Origin of the sequence: Aquincola sp. J276 (assembly GCF_024700035.1) — a bacterium.
In the GTDB taxonomy this organism is placed as follows: Bacteria; Pseudomonadota; Gammaproteobacteria; order Burkholderiales; family Burkholderiaceae_C; genus Aquincola; species Aquincola tertiaricarbonis.
Map to the genome: position 1 here is coordinate 154,069 of NZ_JAJONC010000001.1, position 18,933 is coordinate 173,001.

The 18,933-nt window shown below is 69.3% G+C and carries 18 protein-coding genes; 12 read left to right on the forward strand and 6 right to left on the reverse strand.

Features of this window, described 5'->3' with window-relative positions; all coding sequences use genetic code 11:
* Window positions 1-90 precede the first annotated feature (90 nt).
* Window positions 91-1,617 (reverse strand): fumarate hydratase, encoded by a 1,527-nt coding sequence (locus tag LRS14_RS00735; RefSeq protein WP_257798223.1) that lies wholly within the window; start codon window positions 1,615-1,617, stop codon window positions 91-93.
* Between the two features lie 120 nt (window positions 1,618-1,737).
* Here LRS14_RS00735 and LRS14_RS00740 point away from each other — a divergent pair, with 120 nt between their 5' ends.
* The 9 genes from LRS14_RS00740 (at window position 1,738) to LRS14_RS00780 (ending at window position 11,549) form a co-directional block, all read left to right on the forward strand.
* Entirely contained in the window at window positions 1,738-4,560 is a 2,823-nt protein-coding gene (locus LRS14_RS00740) for a monovalent cation/H+ antiporter subunit A (RefSeq protein WP_257798224.1), read from the forward strand.
* Window positions 4,561-4,562: 2 nt separating this feature from the next.
* Window positions 4,563-4,892, forward strand: a complete 330-nt coding sequence (locus tag LRS14_RS00745) for a Na+/H+ antiporter subunit C (protein WP_375136408.1) — start codon at window positions 4,563-4,565, stop codon at window positions 4,890-4,892.
* Window positions 4,889-6,475: a monovalent cation/H+ antiporter subunit D gene (locus LRS14_RS00750; RefSeq protein ID WP_257798225.1), complete on the forward strand. Its 1,587-nt coding sequence runs from the start codon at window positions 4,889-4,891 to the stop codon at window positions 6,473-6,475. Before LRS14_RS00745 ends, LRS14_RS00750 begins: the two co-directional genes overlap by 4 nt.
* Window positions 6,472-7,017: a Na+/H+ antiporter subunit E gene (locus LRS14_RS00755; RefSeq protein WP_046114552.1), complete on the forward strand. Its 546-nt coding sequence runs from the start codon at window positions 6,472-6,474 to the stop codon at window positions 7,015-7,017. The genes LRS14_RS00750 and LRS14_RS00755 overlap by 4 nt, the downstream gene beginning before the upstream one ends.
* Entirely contained in the window at window positions 7,014-7,283 is a 270-nt protein-coding gene (locus tag LRS14_RS00760; RefSeq protein WP_046114551.1) for a K+/H+ antiporter subunit F, read from the forward strand. The genes LRS14_RS00755 and LRS14_RS00760 overlap by 4 nt, the downstream gene beginning before the upstream one ends.
* A gap of 13 nt (window positions 7,284-7,296) precedes the next feature.
* Complete coding sequence (locus LRS14_RS00765; protein ID WP_046114550.1) at window positions 7,297-7,650, forward strand: Na+/H+ antiporter subunit G; 354 nt, start codon at window positions 7,297-7,299, stop codon at window positions 7,648-7,650.
* Window positions 7,651-7,761: 111 nt separating this feature from the next.
* Entirely contained in the window at window positions 7,762-8,889 is a 1,128-nt protein-coding gene (locus tag LRS14_RS00770; RefSeq protein WP_046114549.1) for a TRAP transporter substrate-binding protein, read from the forward strand.
* Between the two features lie 63 nt (window positions 8,890-8,952).
* Complete coding sequence (locus tag LRS14_RS00775) at window positions 8,953-9,576, forward strand: TRAP transporter small permease subunit (protein WP_046114548.1); 624 nt, start codon at window positions 8,953-8,955, stop codon at window positions 9,574-9,576.
* Window positions 9,573-11,549, forward strand: coding sequence for a TRAP transporter large permease subunit (locus tag LRS14_RS00780; RefSeq protein ID WP_257798226.1), 1,977 nt, complete (start codon window positions 9,573-9,575; stop codon window positions 11,547-11,549). The genes LRS14_RS00775 and LRS14_RS00780 overlap by 4 nt, the downstream gene beginning before the upstream one ends.
* Window positions 11,550-11,559: 10 nt before the next feature.
* Here the strand turns inward: LRS14_RS00780 and LRS14_RS00785 are convergent, their stop codons facing one another.
* Together LRS14_RS00785 and LRS14_RS00790 are read right to left on the reverse strand one after the other, a co-directional pair.
* Window positions 11,560-12,069, reverse strand: coding sequence for a DUF2062 domain-containing protein (locus LRS14_RS00785; RefSeq protein ID WP_046114546.1), 510 nt, complete (start codon window positions 12,067-12,069; stop codon window positions 11,560-11,562).
* Between the two features lie 23 nt (window positions 12,070-12,092).
* Window positions 12,093-12,665: a TIGR00645 family protein gene (locus LRS14_RS00790; RefSeq protein WP_157039651.1), complete on the reverse strand. Its 573-nt coding sequence runs from the start codon at window positions 12,663-12,665 to the stop codon at window positions 12,093-12,095.
* Between the two features lie 213 nt (window positions 12,666-12,878).
* Here LRS14_RS00790 and acs point away from each other — a divergent pair, with 213 nt between their 5' ends.
* On the forward strand, window positions 12,879-14,849 hold the full coding sequence (acs, locus tag LRS14_RS00795; protein ID WP_257798227.1) for an acetate--CoA ligase: 1,971 nt from the start codon (window positions 12,879-12,881) through the stop codon (window positions 14,847-14,849).
* A gap of 145 nt (window positions 14,850-14,994) precedes the next feature.
* On the opposite strand, the gene LRS14_RS00800 is transcribed toward acs, so the two are convergent.
* Both LRS14_RS00800 and LRS14_RS00805 read right to left on the reverse strand, forming a co-directional pair.
* Window positions 14,995-15,453, reverse strand: coding sequence for a DUF411 domain-containing protein (locus LRS14_RS00800; protein WP_046114543.1), 459 nt, complete (start codon window positions 15,451-15,453; stop codon window positions 14,995-14,997).
* An 81-nt stretch (window positions 15,454-15,534) separates the two neighbouring features.
* On the reverse strand, window positions 15,535-15,849 hold the full coding sequence (locus tag LRS14_RS00805; RefSeq protein WP_257798228.1) for a c-type cytochrome: 315 nt from the start codon (window positions 15,847-15,849) through the stop codon (window positions 15,535-15,537).
* A gap of 93 nt (window positions 15,850-15,942) precedes the next feature.
* Here LRS14_RS00805 and LRS14_RS00810 point away from each other — a divergent pair, with 93 nt between their 5' ends.
* Entirely contained in the window at window positions 15,943-16,308 is a 366-nt protein-coding gene (locus LRS14_RS00810) for a TIGR04438 family Trp-rich protein (RefSeq protein WP_404977515.1), read from the forward strand.
* Here LRS14_RS00810 and ilvD read toward each other — a convergent pair.
* Entirely contained in the window at window positions 16,227-17,906 is a 1,680-nt protein-coding gene (gene ilvD, locus LRS14_RS00815) for a dihydroxy-acid dehydratase (protein WP_257798229.1), read from the reverse strand. The two genes, LRS14_RS00810 and ilvD, sit on opposite strands and share 82 nt — an antisense overlap.
* A 104-nt stretch (window positions 17,907-18,010) precedes the next feature.
* On the opposite strand from ilvD, the gene LRS14_RS00820 reads away from it, so the two are divergent.
* Window positions 18,011-18,931, forward strand: coding sequence for a LysR family transcriptional regulator (locus LRS14_RS00820; RefSeq protein ID WP_257798230.1), 921 nt, complete (start codon window positions 18,011-18,013; stop codon window positions 18,929-18,931).
* The last annotated feature ends 2 nt before the right edge of the window (window positions 18,932-18,933 follow it).

Below are 18,933 nucleotides of genomic sequence, written 5' to 3' on the forward strand. Positions count from 1 at the left end.
CGGCCGTCGCGCAGGATGCGACGAAACGCGTCAAGGCCGGCGTGGAATGCGGCGGGGCGGCCGATGCCGTGGGTTCACGGCACCGGGTGCCTACGCCACCGCCACCGGAATCTTCCCGATCTTGGCCTGCCATTCCTTCGGGCCGGTCTGGTGAACGCTCGTGCCGGTGGAATCCACCGCCACCGTCACCGGCATGTCCTTCACGTCGAACTCGTAGATGGCTTCCATGCCCAGGTCGGCGAAGCCGACCACCTGTGCGCCCTTGATGGCCTTGGCCACCAGGTAGGCCGCGCCGCCCACCGCCATCAGGTAGGCGCTGTTGTGGCGCTTGATGGAGTCGATGGCCACCGGGCCGCGCTCGGCCTTGCCCACCATCGCGATCAGGCCGGTCTTGTCCAGCATCATGTCGGTGAACTTGTCCATGCGGGTGGCGGTGGTCGGGCCGGCCGGGCCCACCACTTCGTCGCGCACCGGGTCCACCGGGCCCACGTAGTAGATGACGCGGTTGGTGAAGTCCACCGGCAGCTTCTCGCCCTTGGCCAGCATGTCCTGGATGCGCTTGTGCGCGGCGTCGCGGCCGGTCAGCAGCTTGCCGCTGAGCAGCAGCGTGTCGCCCGGCTTCCAGCTGGCCACCTCGGCCGGCGTCAGCGTGTTCAGGTCGACCTGCTTGCTCTTGTTGTAGTCGGGCTGCCACTTCACGTCGGGCCACAGGTCCAGGCTGGGCGGCTCCAGGTAGGCCGGGCCGCTGCCGTCGAGCACGAAGTGCGCATGCCGGGTGGCCGCGCAGTTCGGGATCATCGCGATCGGCTTGCTGGCCGCATGCGTGGGGAAGGTCTTGATCTTCACGTCGAGCACGGTGGTCAGGCCGCCCAGGCCCTGCGCGCCGATGCCCAGCGCATTGACCTTCTCGTACAGCTCGATGCGCAGCTCCTCCAGCTTGTTCTGCGGGCCGCGCTGCAGCAGCTCGTACATGTCGATGTCTTCCATCAACGCTTCCTTGGCCATCATCACGGCCTTCTCGGCGGTGCCGCCGACGCCGATGCCCAGCATGCCCGGCGGGCACCAGCCGGCGCCCATGGTGGGCACGGTCTTCAGCACCCAGTCGACGATGTCGTCGCTCGGGTTGAGCATGTACATCTTGCTCTTGTTCTCCGAGCCGCCGCCCTTGGCCGCGACGATCACGTCCACCGTGCTGCCGGGCACCACTTCCATGTGGACCACGGCCGGCGTGTTGTCCTTGGTGTTCTTGCGGGCGAAGATGGGGTCGTCCAGCACCGAGGCGCGCAGCACGTTGTCGGGGTTGAGGTAGCCCTGGCGCACGCCGGCGTTGACCGCGTCGGCGATCGAGCCGCCGAAGCCCTCCCACTTCACGTCCATCCCGATCTTCAGGAAGACGTTGACGATGCCGGTGTCCTGGCAGATGGGCCGGCGGCCTTCGGCGCACATCTTGGAATTGGTCAGGATCTGCGCGATGGCGTCCTTGGCGGCCGGGCTCTGCTCGCGCTCGTAGGCACGGGCCAGGTGGGCGATGTAGTCGGCCGGGTGGTAGTAGCTGATGTACTGCAGCGCGGCGGCTACGCTGTCGATCAGGTCTTGCTGGCGAATCGTCGTGGTCATGATGGCTTGCTTGGCGACTGAGTTCGGGAGGAGCGGGCTGCATCGATTATCGTTTCCCCGGGCGGAACCTTGCGGCGACGCCGTTGCACGAACGGCGCTGTGCCGGAGGACACAAGAACGATGAGCCATTTGTTGGGGCTGGCAGTCGCGCTGCCGTTGCTGTTGGGCATGCCTGCCGCCGCCTGGGTGGGCCGGGCCAATTCGGCGGGCCGCCGGCGCGCCGCGGCATGGATCGCCGGCGGTGTGGCCCTGGCCTCGCTGGCCCTGGTGAGCCTGCTGGCGCCGGCGGTGCTGGCCGGGCAGGTGCTGCTGTGGCAGCAGCCCTGGCTGCCCGAGATCGGCCTCACGCTGGGCTTCCGGCTCGACGGCCTGGCGCTGATGTTCGTCTGGCTCATCACCGGCATCGGCGCGCTGGTGGTGCTGTACGCCGCCTACTACCTGCACGCGGACGACCCTGCAGGCAAGTTCTACGCCCAGTTCCTGCTGTTCATGGCCGCCATGCTGGGCGTGGTGATGGCCGACAACCTGCTGCTGCTGGTGGTGTTCTGGGAGCTCACCAGCATCTCGTCGTTCCTGCTGGTGGGCTACTGGGGCCACCGGGCCGATGCCCGGGCCGGTGCCCGCATGGCGCTGGCCGTCACCGGCGGGGGCGGGCTGGCGCTGCTGGCCGGCATCATCCTGCTGGGGCAGATCGCCGGCACCTACGAGCTCTCGCAGATGCTGGACCGCGGCCAGGAGGTGCGGGCCCATGCGCTCTATCCGGTGGCGCTGGTGCTGGTGCTGCTGGGCTGCTTCACCAAGAGCGCGCAGCTGCCGTTCCACTTCTGGCTGCCCGAGGCCATGGCCGCGCCCACGCCGGTGTCGGCCTACCTGCACTCGGCCACGATGGTCAAGGCGGGCGTGTTCCTGCTGGCGCGGCTGTATCCGGTGATCGGCGGCAGCACGCTGTTCGAGCTCATCGTGGCCGGCGCCGGCCTGGCCACGCTGCTGTTCGCGGCCTACGTGGCCGTGTTCCGCCACGACCTCAAGGGCCTGCTGGCCTACTCCACGATCAGCCACCTGGGGCTGATCACCTTCCTCATCGGCCTGGGCTCGCCGCTGTCGGCGGTGGCCGCGGTGTTCCACATCCTGAACCACGCCACCTTCAAGGCCTCGCTGTTCATGACGGCCGGCATCATCGACCACGAGACCGGCACGCGCGACATGCGGCAGCTGGGCGGCCTGCTGCCCTACCTGCCGTGGACGGCCACGCTGGCGATGGTGGCCGCGGCCTCGATGGCCGGCGTGCCGCTGGCCAACGGCTTCCTGTCCAAGGAGATGTTCTTCGGGGAGGCCCTGACCGTGGGCGGCACCTATGGCTGGCTGGTGCCGGTGGTGGCCACGCTGGCGGGCGTGTGCTCGGTGGCGTATTCGCTGCGCTTCATCCACGACGTGTTCTTCGCCGGGCCGCTGAAGCCGCTGCCCAATCCGCATCCGCATGAGCCGCCGTTCTTCATGAAGGCGCCGGTGGGCCTGCTGGTCGTGGTGTGCCTGGTGGTGGGCGTGCTGCCGGCGGCCACGGTGGGCCCGCTGGTGGCGGTGGCCGCGGCGGCGGTGCTGAATACCGCGCCGCCTGCCTATCACCTGGCGCTGTGGCACGGCTTCAACCTGCCGCTGCTGATGAGCGTGATAGCGCTGGGCGGCGGCGTGCTCATGTACGCCGGGCTCAAGCGGCACTACAACCTGCACCTGCACCATCCCAACGGCTTCACCGGCCGGCTGCTGTTCACCCATGCCTTCGACGGCCTGCTGCGCGCGGCCGGCCGGCTGACCGCCTTCACCGAGAACGGCTCGCTGCAGCGCTACATGGCCTGGATGCTGGGCACGGCGGTGGTGCTGGCGGCCTGGCCGCTGTTCGGCCCCGCCGGCGCGGGCCTGGCGGCGGGCGAGCGCCCGCAGCTGCCGGCCACGCCGCTGGCCTTGCTGATGTGGGGCCTGCTGGTGGCCACCGGGGCGGCCCTGCTGGCGCTGCACCGCCAGCGCTTCATCGCGGTGGTGCTGGTGGGCGCGGTAGGGCTGGTCACGGCGCTGACGTTCGAGGCGCTGTCGGCGCCCGACCTGGCGCTGACGCAGCTGGCCGTGGAGGTGGTGTCCACCGTGCTGCTGCTGATGGGGCTGGCGCTGCTGCCGGCCACCACGCCGCGCGAATCCAGCGTGCTGCGCCGCAGCCGCGATGCATTGCTGGCGGCAGCGGGCGGCGGCGGCATGGCCTGGCTGGCGTGGCTGGTGCTCACGCGCAACCACGATTCCATCTCCTGGTTCTTCGCCGAGCAATCGCTGCCGGCGGGTGGCGGCACCAATGCGGTCAATGTGATCCTGGTCGACTTCCGCGGCTACGACACCTTTGGCGAGATCACGGTGCTGGGCATCGCCGCGGTGGGCGCGCTGGCGCTGCTGGACGGCATGCGCGCACGCCGGCCGAGGGCCGATGACGCCGGCCGCGCCTGGTCCTTTGCACGGCCGCCGCTGATGCTGCAGGTGGTGTCGCGGCTGGTGCTGCTGCTGGCGCTGGTGGTGTCGGCCTACATCTTCTGGCGCGGCCACAACCTGCCGGGCGGCGGCTTCGTGGCCGGCCTGGTCACCGCCGCAGCCCTGCTGCTGCAGTACATGGCGCGCGGCCAGGGCGAGGCCGAAGCGCGGCTGGGCGGCGACGGCGCCCGCCGCTTCACGCGATGGATCGCCGTCGGTCTGGGTATCGCCTTGTGCACCGGTGCCGGTGCCTTCCTCTTCGGCCAGCCCTTCTTCACCAGCGCGCACGGCCACCCCAGCGTGCCGCTGCTGGGCGAGTTGCCGCTGGCCACCGCCGGCCTGTTCGACCTGGGCGTGTACGTCACCGTGGTGGGCGCCACGATGCTGATGCTGTCCTCGCTGGGCAGCGCCTCCAAGCAAGGAGCTTCCGCATGACGATCGAAGCCTTGATGGCCACCGGCATCGGCTGGGTGACGGCCTGCGGCCTGTACCTGATGCTGCGCGGCCGCACCTTCCCGGTGGTGCTGGGCCTGTCGCTGCTGGGCTATGCGGTCAACGTGTTCATCTTCGCCATGGGCCGGCTGGCGGTGGGGCTGCCGCCCATCGTGCGCGAGGGCCAGCCGATGGTGGACCCGCTGCCCCAGGCGCTGGTGCTCACCGCCATCGTCATCGGCTTCGCCACCACGGGCTTCGTCATCGAGATGGCGCTGCGCAGCCGCGATGCCTCCGGCAGCGACCACGTGGACGGCCAGGAGCCGCAGCGATGACGAGCTGGACCGACCACCTGCCGGTGCTGCCGGTGCTGCTGCCCATGGCCACCGCCGTGGCCCTGCTGGCCATGGGCGACGGCGCCGGCGGCCATGGCAACCGGGTGCTGCGGCGCGCACGCTGGCTGTCGCTGCTGTCGGTGCTGGCCGGGCTGGCCATCGCGGTCGCGCTGGCGCTGCGCGCGGCCGACGGCACGCTGCAGGTGTACCGGCTGGGCGCCTGGCCGGCGCCCTTCGGCATCGCGCTGGTGATCGACCGGCTCTCGGCGCTGATGCTGGTGCTGGTGGGCCTGGTGGCGCTGCCGGCGCTTGTCTATGCAAGCGGCGGCTGGGATGCCCACGGCCGGCACTTCCATGCGCTGTTCCAGTTCCAGCTGATGGGCCTGTCGGGCGCCTTCGTCACCGGCGACCTGTTCAACCTGTTCGTGTTCTTCGAGGTGCTGCTGATCGCCTCCTACGTGCTGATGGTGCATGGCCAGGGCCGGGAGCGGCTGCGCTTCGGCGTGCCCTACGTGGTGCTCAACCTGGCGGCCTCGGCGCTGTTCCTGGTGGGCATGGCGCTGGTCTATGCCTTCACCGGCACGCTGAACCTGGCCGACCTGGCGCTGCGCGTGCCGCAGGTGCCGGCGCCGGAGGCGGCGCTGCTGCAGGCCGGGGCGATGCTGCTGCTGGTGGTGTTCGGCTTCAAGGCCGCGCTGCTGCCGCTCCACCTGTGGCTGCCCAACACCTATGCCGCCAGCAGCGCGCCCGTCGCGGCCCTGTTCGCGCTGATGACCAAGGTGGGCGTGTACGCCATCCTGCGGGTGCACGGCGTGGTGTTCGGCGAAGGCGCCGGCGATTCGCAACTGCTGGTGCAGCCCTGGCTGCTGCCGATGGCGCTGGCCACCGGCGCGCTGGGTGTGCTGGGTGCGCTGGCCTCCACCACGCTGGCGCGGCTGGTGGGCTGGCTGAACGTGGCCTCGGTGGGCACCATCGTGGCGGCCATCGGCCTGTTCAGCACCGCGGCCTGGAGCGCGGCGCTGTTCTACCTGGTGCACAGCACTTTGGTGGTGGCGGGGCTGTTCCTGCTGGCCGAACTGGTGGCGGCACAGCGCGGCGCGGCCGGCGGCACGCTGGAGCCGGCCACGCCGGTGGCCCAGCCGGTGCTGCTGGGGCTGCTGCTGCTGCTGGGCGCGGCCTCCGTCGCCGGCCTGCCGCCACTGCCGGGTTTCCTGGGCAAGGTGATGATCCTGCAGGCCGCGCAGGGTCCGGCCGCGCCCTGGGTGTGGGCCGTGGTGCTGGGCGTGGGCTTCCTCACGCTGGTGGGGCTGGCGCGGGCCGGCAGCATCCTGTTCTGGGCGGTGCGCCATGAACCGGCCGAAGGCGGCTTCGCTTCCGCCGGTGCCAGTCCGCGGCTGCTGGCGCCGATGGCCATGCTCTTCGTGGCCACGCTGGCCCTGGTGGTGTGGGCGTCGCCGGTCAAGCGCTATGTGGATGCCGCGGCGCTGCAGATGTCCGACCGCGCCGGCTATGCGCGCGCGGTGCTGGGCAATGAGTCCGCGCAGACGGTGCGGCCCTACCGCACCACGGGAGGTTCCCGATGAACAAGCCCTGGGTTTCGGGCACCGCGCCGGCGCGCCGCTGGCTGGCGCATCCGGTGCTGTCGCTGCTGCTGGCGGGCGTGTGGCTGCTGCTGCAGGGCGGCGTCACCGTGGCCGGCGTGCTGTGGGCGGCCCTCTTCGGCGTGCTGCTGCCCTGGCTGGCCGCGCCCTTCCTCAGCCACGGCACCCGGCTGCATGCCTGGCAGCGCGCCTTCCGGCTCACCGGCGTGGTGCTGTGGGACATCGTGCTGGCCAACCTCACCGTGGCCTGGATCGCGGTGAACCCGGCCTCGCGGCCGCAGCCGGCCTGGCTGCGGGTGCCGCTGGACATCCGGCATCCCACCGGCACGGTGCTGCTGGCGGCCATCATCACCACCACGCCGGGCACCGTGTCCTGCGTCATCGAAGGCGAGGGCGGGCGCGAGGACGATGACGGCACCCGCCGGGCGATCCTGGTGCATGCGCTGGATTGCGCCGATGCCGACGCCATGGTGGCCGACATCAAGGCGCGTTACGAAGCACCGCTGAAGGAGATCTTCGAATGATGGCCTGGGCCCTGAACTTCGCGCTGGGCGCCGTGGTGGTGGCGATGGCGCTGACCGCCTGGCGGCTGCTGGCCGGCCCCACGCCCACCGACCGCGTGCTGGCGGTGGACACGCTCTACGTCAACACCGTGGCGCTGGTGATCCTGCTGGGCCTGCAGCTGCGCAGCGACCTGCTGTTCGAGGCCGCGCTGCTGATCGCGCTGCTGGGCTTCGTCAGCACCGTGGCCATGGCCCGCTTCGTCGCGCGTGGCGACGTCATCGAGTGAGAGGCGCACCGACATGGGCAATACCGAATCGATCGTCCTGAACCCCTTGCTGGAAGGCGCCATCGCCGCGCTGCTCGTGGTGGGGGCGCTGTTCCTGCTGGTGGGGGCCATCGGCCTGGTGCGCTTCCGCGACTTCTACATGCGGCTGCATGCGCCCACCAAGGCCAGCACGCTGGGCGTGGGCGGCGTGCTGCTGGCCAGCATGCTGTGGCATGCGGGGCAGGGCGAATGGTTCCTGCGGGAGCTGCTGATCACGCTCTTCATCTTCATCACCGCGCCGGTGTCGGCGCAGATGATGGCCATGGCCGCGTTGCACCTGCGGCTGGCTTCCACCGCGCCGGTGCCCCAAGACCTCGACCACCACTGATCTGCGCGGCGCAATTACCCGCGGTCGCGGGTTACCTCCAGTTGCCGGTGTCAATGCCTAGCTTCGATAGTCGAACTCCGCATCGTCCGTTGAAGTTCAGGAGACATCGCAATGACCCAGAAAGCCCCGGCTCCGGCACCGCGCCGCCGCTTCCTCAAGAACGCCGCTGCAGGCAGTGCAGCCGTCGGGGCCCTGGCAGCGCCGGCGGTGAGCCAGGCGCAGACCACCACGCTGCGCTTCCAGAGCACCTGGCCGGCCAAGGACATCTTCCATGAGTACGCCCAGGACTTCGCCAAGAAGGTGAACGACATGGCCGGCAGCCGCCTGAAGATCGAGGTGCTGCCCGCCGGCTCGGTGGTGCCGGCCTTCCAGCTGCTGGACGCGGTGAGCAAGGGCACGCTGGATGGCGGCCACGGCGTCATCGCCTACTGGTACGGCAAGAACTCCGCGCTGGCGCTGTGGGGCTCGGGCCCGGGCTTCGGCATGGACGCCAACATGGTGCTGGCCTGGCACTACTACGGCGGCGGCAAGGCGCTGGTGGACGAGATCTACAAGAGCCTGAACCTGGACGTTGTCTCGTACCTGTACGGCCCGATGCCGGTGCAGCCGCTGGGCTGGTTCAAGAAGCCGGTGGCCAAGGTGGAGGACATGAAGGGCCTGAAGTTCCGCACCGTGGGCCTGGCGGTGGACGTGTTCACCGACATGGGCACGGCCGTGAACCCGCTGCCGGGCGGCGAGATCGTGCCCGCGCTGGACCGCGGCCTGATCGATGCGGCCGAGTTCAACAACGCCTCCAGCGACCGCGTGCTGGGCTTCCCCGACGTGGCCAAGAACTGCATGCTGCAGAGCTTCCACCAGAGCGGCGAGCAGTTCGAGATCCTGTTCAACAAGGGCAAGCTCGAGGGCCTGGCGCCCGAGCTGAAGGCCATCATCGACTATGCGGTGCAGGCCTCCAGCGCCGACATGAGCTGGAAGGCCGTGGAGCGCAACTCCAAGGACTACGAGGCGCTCAAGCAGCAGGGCATCAAGTTCTACAAGACGCCCGATGCCGTGCTGCGCGCGCAGCTGGCCTCGTGGGACAAGACGGTGGAGAAGAAGGCCGGCGAGAACCCGATGTTCAAGAAGGTGCTGGATTCGCAGCGTGCCTTTGCGCAGCGCGCCGGCCAGTGGCACAACGACTACACGGTCGACTTCAAGATGGCCTTCAACCACTACTTCGGCCGCGGCAGAAAGACCTGACCCGCGTCAGGAACCACCGGGGCGCCGCTTGCCGGCGCCCTTTGTCTGTTTGCCGGAGTCGTGATGCAGAAGAGCTTGTGGGCGGTGGACCGCTTCTCCACTTTCGTGGGCAAGGCGTTCGCGTGGACGGTGGTCATGCTGATGCTGCTGATCACCTGGGAGGTGTTCTCCCGCTATGCGCTGAACAAGCCGCATGCCTGGGTGCTGGATGCGCAGATCATGCTGTACGGCACCCTGTTCATGACCGCCGGCGCCTACACGCTGAGCAAGAACGGCCATGTGCGCGGCGATGTGCTCTACGGCTTCTTCCAGCCGCGCACCCAGGCCACCATCGACCTGGTGCTCTACATCCTGTTCTTCCTGCCCGGCATCGTCGCGCTCACCTGGGCCGGCTGGACCTTCGCGCAGGAGTCGCTGGCCATCCGCGAGCAGACCTTCTCGGCCGATGCGCTGCCGCTGTACCCGTTCAAGTTCGTCATACCGCTGGCCGGCGCGGTGCTGCTGCTGCAGGGGCTGGTGGAGATCGCCCGCTGCGTGATCTGCCTGCGCACCGGCGCCTGGCCGACACGGGAACACGATGTGGAAGAGGTGGACGTGGACAAGCTGAAGGAGATGGTGCACGTGAGCGACGACGACGTGGAGGCCGCCGGCCGCGCGCATGACCGCAATGCCGGGAGCCGCGCATGAAGCTGCGCAAGGAGCTCTGGTTCGGCTTCGGCCTGATGGCCATCATCGTGGTGCTGGTGCTGGGCATGCTGGTCAGCGTGCCCACCATCACCAACGGCCACATAGGGCTGGTGATGCTGGCGCTGGTGGTGGTGGCGATCATGCTGGGCTTTCCCACGGCGTTCACGCTGATGGGCATGGGCATGCTGTTCACCTGGCTGGCCTACGAGCGGGACGCCAACCGCACGCTGGACCTGATGGTGCAGGCGGCCTACAAGACCATGGCCAACGACGTGCTGATCTCGATCCCGCTGTTCGTCTTCATGGGCTACCTGGTGGAGCGGGCCAACCTGATCGAGAAGCTGTTCAAGAGCCTGCACCTGTCGCTGGCCCGCGTGCCGGGTTCGCTGGCGGTGGCCACGCTGGTCACCTGCGCGGTGTTCGCCACCGCCACCGGCATCGTCGGCGCGGTGGTCACGCTGATGGGGCTGCTGGCGCTGCCGCAGATGCTGCGGGCCGGCTACAGCGTGCCGATGTCGGCCGGCGCCATCACGGCCGGCGGCTGCCTGGGCATCCTCATTCCGCCTTCGGTGCTGCTCATCGTCTATGGCGCCACCGCCGGCGTGTCGGTGGTGCAGCTGTATGCCGGCGCGCTGCTGCCCGGCATCATGCTGGCGGGGCTGTACATCCTTTACGTGATCATCCTGGCCAAGATCAAGCCCAGCCTGGCGCCGCCGCTGTCGGCCGCCGACCGGGTGGTGCCGCTGCCAGCGCCGCTGGTGGCCCTGGGCGCCCGCGGCGGCATGCATGCGCTGCCGGCGCTGGTCGGTGCCCTCAAGGGCCGCCGCAATGCCGACGTGCCCGCCGGCTACCTGCTGCGCCAGCTGTTCGTCGCGCTGATGCCGGCGGTGCTGTTCGCGGTGGTGGCCATCAGCAGCTACCAGGCCGTCACGCGGGTGGCACCGGCCGAAGCCGACAACGGGCTGCAGCAGATCGGCGCGGGCGACGGCAGCTCGTCCAGCGAAGGCGGCCTGGCCGAGCCGCCGAGCGAGGGCGGGCTGGCTGAGCCGCCCAGCGAAGGCGGGCTGGCGGAGCCGCCGTCCGAAGGCGGCTTGGCCGAGCCGACCTCGCCCGAAGCGGCGGCCGTGGCCTCCGCGCCGCCGCTGCCGGCGCCGCCCGAGGCGTCCGCCGTCGGCGGCGCCGCGCCGCCCGATGCGGCGGCCGAGGCCACCACCCGGCCCGCGCCCACCAGCTTCTGGGTCACCCTGGCCATCGCCAGCGTGGCGATGCTGGTGTTCTATGCGCTGCTGAGCTTCGCGCGGCTGGAAATCTTCAAGATGCTGCTGGCCAGCTTCTTCCCGCTCATGGTGCTGATCCTGGCGGTGCTGGGCTCCATCGTGATGGGCCTGGCCACGCCCACCGAGGCGGCCGCGGTGGGCGCCTTCGGCGGCATGCTGCTGGCGGCGGCCTACGGCCGGCTGAACATGACGGTGATCAAGGAGTCGGTCTTCCTCACCGCCAAGACCTCGGCCATGGTGTGCTGGCTGTTCGTCGGCTCGGCCATCTTCTCGGCGGCCTTCGCGCTGCTGGGGGGGCAGGAACTGGTGGAGCAGTGGGTGCTGGGCATGAACCTCACCAAGACCCAGTTCCTGGTGCTCAGCCAGGTCATCATCTTCGTACTGGGCTGGCCGCTGGAATGGACCGAGATCATCGTGATCTTCATGCCGATCTTCGTGCCGCTGCTGGACAACTTTGGCGTCGATCCGCTGTTCTTCGGCCTGCTCGTGGCGCTGAACCTGCAGACCGCCTTCCTGAGCCCGCCGGTGGCGATGTCGGCCTTCTACCTCAAGGGCGTGGCGCCCAAGCATGTGACGCTGAACCAGATCTTCTCCGGGATGATCCCGTTCATGGGCATCCAGGTGCTGGCCATCATCCTGCTGTACCAGTTCCCGGCGATCGGGTTGTGGCTGCCGCAGGTGCTGTACGGGCGTTAGGCGGCGATGGTCAGGCGGCGGGGCGGCGTGGGCGCCAGAGGAACCACACCGCCAGGAAGCCCAGCACCGAGGCGGCCACCGCCATGACCGCGAGGCCGACGACCAGTGGGGCGCCGGCGCCCTGCACGGTGTCCCAGGCGGCGGCCAGCCAGCCCTGGTGGGCGGCCGCGGCCTCCACCTGGCGGCTGACGGCGTCGGCCGCGGCTTCGTCGTCCGGCGCGCCCAGCACCGCCTGCCCGATGCGGTGCGCCAGCCAGTACAGGGGCGCGAAGGTGAGCGGATTGGTCACGAAGGTGGCGCCGGCGGCCACCCCCAGGTGGGCCCGCAGCCAGACGGCGAACACTGCCGCCGCCAGGAACTGCGCGAAGGGCAGCAGCAGGCCGAAGAACAGCCCGATGGCCACGGCGCGGGCCACGCAGCCACGCTCCAGGTGCCACAGCCGGTCATCGTGCAGGTGGTGGGCCACCGGCTGCAGCCAGCGGGACTGCAGGATGTCTTCTCGCGTGGGAAGCCAGCGCATGGTGGATGGTGCCGAAGCGGCCTTCAGTGATCGCGCGGTGCGTGGGAGGGGGTCATGATCCGGTCGGCCAGCGCGATGGCCAGCGCCGAGAACAGGAAGGCGATGTGGATGATGGTCTGCCACATCAACACCTTGTCGGTGTAGTTGGCGGCGTTGATGAAGGTCTTCAAGAGGTGGATGGAGCTGATGCCGATGATGGCGGTGGCCAGCTTCACCTTCAGCACCGAGGCGTTGACGTGGTTCAGCCATTCGGGCTGGTCGGGGTGGCCCTCCAGCCGCAGGCGCGACACGAAGGTCTCGTAGCCGCCGACGATCACCATGATGAGCAGGTTGGAGATCATCACCACGTCGATCAAAGCCAGCACCACCAGCATGATCACCGTCTCGTTCAGCGAGGTGACGGGCACGTCGGTCTTGTAGCCGATGCTGGAGATGAGCTTGTCCAGCGCGGCCCGGTCGCCGAACACGGCTTCGATCAGGTGCACCAGCTCCACCCAGAAGTGGAACACGTAGACGCACTGCGCCAGGATCAGGCCCAGGTACAGCGGCAGCTGCAGCCAGCGGCTGGCGAAGATCAGGTTCGGCAGCGGACGCATGCGAACGGCGGTCGGATCGGGCAACTGGGCCATGGGGGAATGCGGGCAGGCGATGTGTAACGAAGGCGGGAGTTTATGCGGCGCCCCGCCGGCTTGATCCGGCGCAAGCCCGGGCATTCCAGGACGGCGGCGCCGCGCTTAGAGTAAGCCGTTCGTCAGGCGCAGCGGCCACAGTGCGCCCGAAGCGGTCGAGACGCACTACGGAGACAAACGATGAGTGAAAACCAGGAATCCAAGCTGTACGAGCCCAGCGCCGCTGCGCGCGAAGGCGCGCATGTGTCGGGCATGGCGGCCTACCAGCGCCTCGTCGACGAGGCCGAGGCCGACCATGCGGCCTACTGGGCGCGTCTGGCGCGCGAATTCATCACCTGGAAGCAGCCCTTCACCCAGGCGCTGGACGACGCCAATGCGCCGTTCTTCAAGTGGTTCCAGGACGGCACCCTCAATGCCTCCTACAACTGCCTGGACCGCCACATCGAGGCCGGCAAGGGCGACAAGACCGCGCTGATCTTCGAGGCCGATGGCGGCGAGGTCACGCGCACCAGCTACAAGGAGCTGCTGTCCCGCACCTGCCGCATCGCCAACGGCCTGAAGAGCCTGGGCGTGAAGAAGGGCGACCGCGTCGTCATCTACATCTCGATGTCGGTGGACGGCGTGGCCGCGATGCAGGCCTGCGCACGCATCGGCGCCACGCATTCGGTGGTGTTCGGCGGCTTCTCGGCGCAAAGCCTGCGCGACCGCATCGAGGACACCGGCGCGGTGGCCGTCATCACCGCCGACCAGCAGGTGCGCGGCGGCAAGCACCTGCCGCTGAAGGCCATCGTCGACGAGGCGCTGGCGCTCGGCGGCTGCGACAGCGTGAAGAACGTGCTGGTGGTGCGCCGCACCGGCGCCGAGCTGCCGATGACCGCCGGCCGCGACCTGTGGATGCATGAGCTCACCGCGCAGCAGGCCGATGCCTGCGAGCCCGAATGGGTCGAGGCCGAGCATCCGCTGTTCCTGCTCTACACCTCCGGCTCCACCGGCAAGCCCAAGGGCGTGCAGCACTCCACCGGCGGCTACCTGCTGCATGCGGCGCTCACCACGAAGTGGACCTTCGACCTGAAGGACGACGACATCTTCTGGTGCACCGCCGACATCGGCTGGGTGACCGGCCACAGCTACATCACCTACGGCCCGCTGGCGCTCGGCGGCACGGAGGTGGTGTTCGAGGGCGTGCCCACCTACCCCGACGCCGGCCGCTTCTGGAAGATGATCCAGGACCACAAGGTCACCATCTTCTACACCGCGCCCACGGCCATCCGCAGCCTGATCAAGGCGGCCGAGGGCAACGAGGCGGTGCACCCCAGGCGCTACGACCTGAGCAGCCTGCGCATCCTGGGCTCGGTGGGCGAGCCGATCAACCCGGCGGCCTGGGAGTGGTACCACGCGAACATCGGCGGCGGCCGCTGCCCGATCGTGGACACCTTCTGGCAGACCGAGACCGGCGGCCACATGATCACGCCGCTGCCGGGCGCCACGCCGCTGGTGCCGGGTTCCTGCACGCTGCCGTTCCCGGGCATCACCGCGGCCATCGTCGACGAGACCGGCAACGACGTGCCCAACGGGCAGGGCGGCATCCTGGTGGTGAAGAAGCCGTGGCCCAGCATGATCCGCACGATCTGGGGCGACCCCGAGCGCTTCAAGAAGAGCTACTACCCGCCGGAGCTCAAGGGCTACTACCTGGCCGGCGACGGCGCCATCCGCGACGCCCACACCGGCTACTTCACCATCACCGGCCGCATCGACGACGTGCTGAACGTGTCGGGCCATCGCATGGGCACCATGGAGATCGAATCGGCCCTGGTGAGCTGCACCGAGCTGGTGGCTGAAGCCGCGGTGGTGGGCCGCCCCGACGACACCACCGGCGAGGCCATCTGCGCCTTCGTGGTGCTCAAGCGGCCGCGCCCCACGGGCGAGGAGGCGAAGAAGATCGCCGCCGAGTTGCGCAACTGGGTGGGCCGCGAGATCGGCCCGATCGCCAAGCCCAAGGACATCCGCTTCGGCGACAACCTGCCCAAGACCCGCAGCGGCAAGATCATGCGCCGCCTGCTGCGCTCCATCGCCAAGGGCGAAGCCATCACCCAGGACACTTCGACCCTGGAGAACCCGGCGATCCTGGATCAGTTGTCGGAGACGAACTGAGCCGGGGCGGCGCGCCAGCGCCGCAGCGCCGACAGGCGCGGGCCGGGTTCCGGGGCCTGCTCATATCGCGAAGCGATGTGGGCGGGCACCACAACCCGGCGATCCTGGATCAGTTGTCGGAGACGAACTGAGCCGAGGCAGCGCGCTACACGGACTTCTTCGGGTAGCGCGCGAACACCTTCGCGCCGCCCTGCCGGTCGATCAGCAGCACGTCGTAGGGATCCACCCGCGGTCCCATCTCCATGCCGGGCGATCCCACCGGCATGCCCGGCACCGCCAGGCCCAGCGCGGCCGGGCGCTTGAGCAGCAGCTGCTGGATCTCGGCCGCGGGCACATGGCCTTCGATCACGTAGCCTTCCACCGTCGCGCTGTGGCAGCCGCCGAACTTCGACGGCATGCCCAGCCTGCTGCGCGCGGCCGCGGTATCGGTCACTTCCGTCACCTTCACCTGGAAGCCGGCCTTCTCCAGGTGCTGCACCCAGGCGCCGCAGCAGCCGCAGTTCGGGTCCTTGAACACCTGCACCGACGGCATGCCGGCCTTGGCCCACGCGGCTGGCAGCACGGCGGCGCCGGCCAGTGCACTGAGAACGTCGCGACGCTTCATGGTGTTTCCTTTCGACACGGTGGGCGGAAAGCAAAAAGGGCCCGACAGGGCCCTTGTGCATGCCTGAGTGATGCGGCCGGCTTACTTGACCGACAGCACCCAGGTGGCCAGCTGCTTGGCCTCGGCTTCATTGACCTGCGGATTGGCGGGCATCGGCACCGCGCCCCACACCCCGGCGCCACCCTTCTGGATCTTGGTGGCCAGGGCGTCCACGGCCTTCTTGTCGCCGGCGTACTTGGCGGCCACGTCCTTGTACGCGGGGCCCACCAGCTTCTTGTCGGTGGCATGGCAGGCCATGCAGTTCTTCTTCTGCGCCAGCTCCGCGCTGGCAAAGGCGGGAGACACCGCGCCCACCACAAGGGCGGCGGCGAACAGGGCGGAGATGCGAGCGTTCATGGGTTCCTTTCGACAGGCGATGGCTGTGGTCGTGCGGTACATTGACTCGAACGGGATTCTAGGGCGCCGCGTTGACGGCAAGGAGCGGTAACGATGTGGTTCATCGCGCTGGGCGTGCTGCTCATCGGCCTGAAGCTGGCCGAGTTGGGGCCCGTGGCCACGCTGTCCTGGTGGTGGGTGCTGAGCCCGTTTGCCGCTGCTGCACTGTGGTGGGCCTGGGCCGACAAGTTCGGCTACACCCAGCGCAAGGCCATGGACCGCATGGAGCAGAAGAAGCAGACCCGGCGCCAGCGGCAGCTCGAAGACCTCGGCCTGGACACGCGGCGCAAGCCGCGCAGAAGCACCGCGCCGGGCTTGCGCCCGGCGGTTCACGCTGCTTACTCGAAGCGGTCCAGCACCGCGCCGTGGCTGGCGCTGGCGGCGTTCTTCGCGAACTTGGCCAGCACGCCGCGGGTGTAGCGCGGTGCCGGCTGCTTCCAGGCGGCGCGGCGGCGCGCCAGTTCGTCGGCCGGCACGTTCAGCTCGAGCTTCAGCGCATGGGCGTCGATGGTGATGGAGTCGCCTTCTTTCACCAACGCGATGGTGCCGCCTTCATAGGCCTCGGGCGCCACGTGGCCCACCACCATGCCCCAGGTGCCGCCCGAAAAGCGGCCGTCGGTGATCAGGCCCACGCTTTCGCCCAGGCCCTGGCCGATCAGCGCGCCGGTGGGCGCCAGCATCTCCGGCATGCCCGGGCCGCCCTTGGGGCCCAGGTAGCGCAGCACCATTACGTCGCCCGCGACGATCTGGTTGGCCATGATGGCGGCCAGCGCCGACTGCTCGTCGTCGAACACGCGGGCCGGGCCGGTGATCACCGGGTTCTTCAGGCCGGTGATCTTGGCCACGCAGCCCTCGGGCGACAGGTTGCCCTTGAGGATGGCGAGGTGGCCTTCGCTGTACAGCGGATTGCTCACCTGCCGGATCACCTTGTTGTCGGCCGTCAGCGCCGGCACGTCGGCCAGGTTCTCGGCCACGGTCTTGCCGGTGATGGTCATGCAGTCGCCGTGCAGCAGGCCGTGGTCCAGCAGTTCCTTCATCACCTGCGGGATGCCGCCGGCATGGTGCAGGTCGATCGCCAGGTACTGGCCGCTGGGCTTGAGGTCGCACAGCACCGGCACCTTGCGGCGCACGCGCTCGAAGTCGTCGATCGTCCAGTCCACCTCGGCCGCATGGGCGATGGCCAGGAAGTGCAGCACCGCGTTGGTGGAGCCGCCGGTGGCCATGATGACCGCCACCGCGTTCTCGATGGCCTGCTTGGTGACGATGTCGCGCGGCTTCAGGTCCTTCTTCACCGCTTCCACCAGCGTGGCCGCGGCACGGCGCGTGGTCTCGACGATCTCGTCCTGCACGTTGGCCTGGGTGCTGGCGTACGGCAGGCTCATGCCCAGGGCCTCGAAGGAGGAGCTCATCGTGTTGGCCGTGTACATGCCGCCGCAGGAGCCGCTGCCCGGGATGGCGCGCTTCTCGATCTCGCAGAAGTCTTCCTCGGCCATCTTGCCGGCGCTGAACTGGCCCACCGCCTCGAACACGCTGACGATGTTGAGGTCCTGCCCCTTGTAACGGCCCGGCAGGATGGTGCCGCCGTACACGTAGATGGCCGGCACGTTGGCGCGCAGCATGCCCATCATGCCGCCGGGCATGTTCTTGTCGCAGCCGCCGATCACCAGCACGCCGTCCATCCACTGGCCGCCGACGCAGGTCTCCACGCAGTCGGAGATCACCTCGCGGCTGACGAGGCTGTACTTCATGCCCTCGGTGCCCATGGCCATGCCGTCGCTGATGGTGGGCGTGCCGAAGATCTGCGGATTGGCGCCCGCCGCCTTCAGGCCTTCCACCGCCGCATCGGCCAGGCGCTGCAGGCCCGAGTTGCAGGGCGTGATCGTGGAGTGCCCGTTGGCCACGCCGATCATCGGCTTGGAGAAGTCGCTCTCCTGGTAGCCGAGGGCGTAGTACATCGAGCGGTTGGGCGCGCGTGCGACGCCTTCGGTGATGTTCTTGGAGCGGCGGTTGAAGCTCATCGGTGTGTCTCCTGGCGGAAGGCGGGGTCGCGCAGTATCCGCAGCGGCTTTGCAAGCGTCCAATATATTTGTCGCCTGCGATTGATTCACCGGGGGAATCGAACTTGATCGACCTGCGCCCGCTGCGCCAGTTCGTGGCCGTGGCCGAGGAGCTGCACTTCGGCCGCGCCGCACGCCGCCTGCACATGACGCAGCCGCCGCTGACGCAGGCGGTGCAGGCGTTGGAGCGGGAGCTGGAGGTGGCCCTGTTCCTGCGCACCAAGCGCTCGGTGGCCTTGACGCCGGCGGGCGAGGCCCTGCTCGACCAGGCGCGGCGCCTGCTGCGCGCGGCCGATGCGCTGCCGGCCGTGGTGCGCGCTGCCGCGGCCGGTCGCTCCGGCCTGCTGCGGCTGGCCTTCGTGTCCAGCATCGCCTACGGCCCGTTGCCCGAGTGGCTGCGCGGCTTTCGCCAGGCGCATCCGGAGGTGGACGTGCAGCTGCGCGAGGCCACGCTCGACGTGCAGCTGGCCGCCTTCGCTGCCGAGGAGATCGACGCCGGCTTCGTGCTGCATGCGCCCGATGCCGCGCCGCCCGGCTTCGGCGCCCGCACGGTGCTCACCGAGCCGATGCAGCTGGTGCTGCCGGCCGCGCATCCGCTGGCGGCGCGGCGCACGCTGCGTTTCGCCGATGCGGCGGCCGAGCCGCTGGTCATCTTTCCGCGACAGATCACGCCTTCGTTGTTCGATGCCGTGGTGGCGGCCTACCGCGGCGCCGGCTTCACGCCGCGCATCGCGCAGGAAGCGATCCAGATGCAGACCATCGTCAACCTCGTCAGTGGCGGCATGGGCTTGGCCTGGGTGCCGCAAAGCCTGAGCCAGCTGCAGCGCCCTGGCGTGGTGTACCGGGCGGTGCAGGGCGTGCGGCTGCAAGCGCAGACCAGCCTGCTGTGGCCGGAGCCGGCGCCCCCCGTGGTGCAACGCTTCGTCGACCACGTGATGGGCGATGCGCCGGCGCAGCGACAATCGCCGCCCCTTCCCTGGAGTTGAAC

Excerpts from the sequence above, each read along its gene's own strand:
- LRS14_RS00735 (WP_257798223.1), bottom strand. The coding sequence starts at position 1,617 with ATGACCACGACGATTCGCCAGCAAGACCTGATCGACAGCGTAGCCGCC.
- LRS14_RS00740 (WP_257798224.1), top strand. The coding sequence starts at position 1,738 with ATGAGCCATTTGTTGGGGCTGGCAGTCGCGCTGCCGTTGCTGTTGGGC.
- LRS14_RS00750 (WP_257798225.1), top strand. The coding sequence starts at position 4,889 with ATGACGAGCTGGACCGACCACCTGCCGGTGCTGCCGGTGCTGCTGCCC.
- LRS14_RS00755 (WP_046114552.1), top strand. The coding sequence starts at position 6,472 with ATGAACAAGCCCTGGGTTTCGGGCACCGCGCCGGCGCGCCGCTGGCTG.
- LRS14_RS00760 (WP_046114551.1), top strand. The coding sequence starts at position 7,014 with ATGATGGCCTGGGCCCTGAACTTCGCGCTGGGCGCCGTGGTGGTGGCG.
- LRS14_RS00765 (WP_046114550.1), top strand. The coding sequence starts at position 7,297 with ATGGGCAATACCGAATCGATCGTCCTGAACCCCTTGCTGGAAGGCGCC.
- LRS14_RS00770 (WP_046114549.1), top strand. The coding sequence starts at position 7,762 with ATGACCCAGAAAGCCCCGGCTCCGGCACCGCGCCGCCGCTTCCTCAAG.
- LRS14_RS00775 (WP_046114548.1), top strand. The coding sequence starts at position 8,953 with ATGCAGAAGAGCTTGTGGGCGGTGGACCGCTTCTCCACTTTCGTGGGC.
- LRS14_RS00780 (WP_257798226.1), top strand. The coding sequence starts at position 9,573 with ATGAAGCTGCGCAAGGAGCTCTGGTTCGGCTTCGGCCTGATGGCCATC.
- LRS14_RS00785 (WP_046114546.1), bottom strand. The coding sequence starts at position 12,069 with ATGCGCTGGCTTCCCACGCGAGAAGACATCCTGCAGTCCCGCTGGCTG.
- LRS14_RS00790 (WP_157039651.1), bottom strand. The coding sequence starts at position 12,665 with ATGCGTCCGCTGCCGAACCTGATCTTCGCCAGCCGCTGGCTGCAGCTG.
- acs (WP_257798227.1), top strand. The coding sequence starts at position 12,879 with ATGAGTGAAAACCAGGAATCCAAGCTGTACGAGCCCAGCGCCGCTGCG.
- LRS14_RS00800 (WP_046114543.1), bottom strand. The coding sequence starts at position 15,453 with ATGAAGCGTCGCGACGTTCTCAGTGCACTGGCCGGCGCCGCCGTGCTG.
- LRS14_RS00805 (WP_257798228.1), bottom strand. The coding sequence starts at position 15,849 with ATGAACGCTCGCATCTCCGCCCTGTTCGCCGCCGCCCTTGTGGTGGGC.
- LRS14_RS00810 (WP_404977515.1), top strand. The coding sequence starts at position 15,943 with ATGTGGTTCATCGCGCTGGGCGTGCTGCTCATCGGCCTGAAGCTGGCC.
- ilvD (WP_257798229.1), bottom strand. The coding sequence starts at position 17,906 with ATGAGCTTCAACCGCCGCTCCAAGAACATCACCGAAGGCGTCGCACGC.